The sequence below is a fragment of the Lactococcus cremoris subsp. cremoris NBRC 100676 genome (genome assembly GCF_001591705.1).
In the GTDB taxonomy this organism is placed as follows: domain Bacteria; phylum Bacillota; class Bacilli; order Lactobacillales; family Streptococcaceae; genus Lactococcus; species Lactococcus cremoris.
Map to the genome: position 1 here is coordinate 1 of NZ_BCVK01000103.1, position 2,062 is coordinate 2,062.

Below are 2,062 nucleotides of genomic sequence, written 5' to 3' on the forward strand. Positions count from 1 at the left end.
TTTTGGTTTTGTTTTTTGTTGCTATCGTAGTTTATTTGCTTTTTAAGGGCTCTATTTTTCGTTCTACGGCATTTTTATAATTTGCCAATATAATTTATCGATTTTTTATTAAAACGTCTCAAAATCGTTTCTGAGACGTTTTAGCGTTTATTTCGTTTAGTTATCGGCATAATCGTTAAAACAGGCGTTATCGTAGCGTAAAAGCCCTTGAGCGTAGCGTGGCTTTGCAGCGAAGATGTTGTCTGTTAGATTATGAAAGCCGATGACTGAATGAAATAATAAGCGCAGCGTCCTTCTATTTCGGTTGGAGGAGGCTCAAGGGAGTTTGAGGGAATGAAATTCCCTCATGGGTTTGATTTTAAAAATTGCTTGCAATTTTGCCGAGCGGTAGCGCTGGAAAATTTTTGAAAAAAATTTGGAATTTGGAAAAAAATGGGGGGAAAGGAAGCGAATTTTGCTTCCGTACTACGACCCCCCATTAAGTGCCGAGTGCCAATTTTTGTGCCAAAAACGCTCTATCCCAACTGGCTCAAGGGTTTGAGGGGTTTTTCAATCGCCAACGAATCGCCAACGTTTTCGCCAACGTTTTTTATAAATCTATATTTAAGTAGCTTTATTGTTGTTTTTATGATTACAAAGTGATACACTAATTTTATAAAATTATTTGATTGGAGTTTTTTAAATGGTGATTTCAGAATCGAAAAAAAGAGTTATGATTTCTCTGACAAAAGAGCAAGATAAAAAATTAACAGATATGGCGAAACAAAAAGGTTTTTCAAAATCTGCGGTTGCGGCGTTAGCTATAGAAGAATATGCAAGAAAGGAATCAGAACAAAAAAAATAAGCGAAAGCTCGCGTTTTTAGAAGGATACGAGTTTTCGCTACTTGTTTTTGATAAGGTAATTATATCATGGCTATTAAAAATACTAAAGCTAGAAATTTTGGATTTTTATTATATCCTGACTCAATTCCTAATGATTGGAAAGAAAAATTAGAGAGTTTGGGCGTATCTATGGCTGTCAGTCCTTTACACGATATGGACGAAAAAAAAGATAAAGATACATGGAATAGTAGTGATGTTATACGAAATGGAAAGCACTATAAAAAACCACACTATCACGTTATATATATTGCACGAAATCCTGTAACAATAGAAAGCGTTAGGAACAAGATTAAGCGAAAATTGGGGAATAGTTCAGTTGCTCATGTTGAGATACTTGATTATATTAAAGGTTCATATGAATATTTGACTCATGAATCAAAGGACGCTATTGCTAAGAATAAACATATATACGACAAAAAAGATATTTTGAACATTAATGATTTTGATATTGACCGCTATATAACACTTGATGAAAGCCAAAAAAGAGAATTGAAGAATTTACTTTTAGATATAGTGGATGACTATAATTTGGTAAATACAAAAGATTTAATGGCTTTTATTCGCCTTAGGGGAGCGGAGTTTGGAATTTTAAATACGAATGATGTAAAAGATATTGTTTCAACAAACTCTAGCGCCTTTAGATTATGGTTTGAGGGCAATTATCAGTGTGGATATAGAGCAAGTTATGCAAAGGTTCTTGATGCTGAAACGGGGGAAATAAAATGACAAACAAAGAAAAAGAGTTATTTGCTGAAAATGAGGAATTAAAAAAAGAAATTAAGGACTTAAAAGAGCGTATTGAAAGATACAGAGAAATGGAAGTTGAATTAAGTACAACAATAGATTTATTGAGAGGAGGGATTATTGAATAAATAAAAGCCCCCCTGACGAAAGTCGAAGGGGGGTTTTATTTTGGTTTGATGTTGCGATTAATAGCAATACGATTGCAATAAACAAAATGATCGATGCTGTTTGGCAAAAAAAGAAAAAGTGATTAATTTATATTTTATTTATGGCGCTAATTTATTAGCGCTTTTTTTGTTGTCGGCTAGCCGACTTCTGATACATTTTTTTAAGCACAAAAACCACCCAATTTTGGAGTGGTGTGTAAGTGCGCATTGTTCGAAAAATCGAACTATGATTTATTTTTGCTGTTGTATTTATTTTTCATCTTTTGGG

General features: G+C 33.4%; 3 protein-coding genes. All 3 read left to right on the forward strand.

Annotation, left to right across the window (positions count from 1 at the left end):
• Positions 1-682 precede the first annotated feature (682 nt).
• Complete coding sequence (locus LLA01S_RS11820; protein ID WP_010892285.1) at positions 683-844, forward strand: hypothetical protein; 162 nt, start codon at positions 683-685, stop codon at positions 842-844.
• 66 nt (positions 845-910) lie between these two features.
• Positions 911-1,609, forward strand: a complete 699-nt coding sequence (locus LLA01S_RS11825; RefSeq protein WP_010892286.1) for a replication protein — start codon at positions 911-913, stop codon at positions 1,607-1,609.
• Complete coding sequence (locus LLA01S_RS12675) at positions 1,606-1,755, forward strand: hypothetical protein (RefSeq protein ID WP_010892287.1); 150 nt, start codon at positions 1,606-1,608, stop codon at positions 1,753-1,755. Before LLA01S_RS11825 ends, LLA01S_RS12675 begins: the two co-directional genes overlap by 4 nt.
• Positions 1,756-2,062: the final 307 nt, after the last annotated feature.

Coding starts and splice junctions, on each gene's coding strand:
- LLA01S_RS11820 (WP_010892285.1), top strand. CDS start 683: ATGGTGATTTCAGAATCGAAAAAAAGAGTTATGATTTCTCTGACAAAA.
- LLA01S_RS11825 (WP_010892286.1), top strand. CDS start 911: ATGGCTATTAAAAATACTAAAGCTAGAAATTTTGGATTTTTATTATAT.
- LLA01S_RS12675 (WP_010892287.1), top strand. CDS start 1,606: ATGACAAACAAAGAAAAAGAGTTATTTGCTGAAAATGAGGAATTAAAA.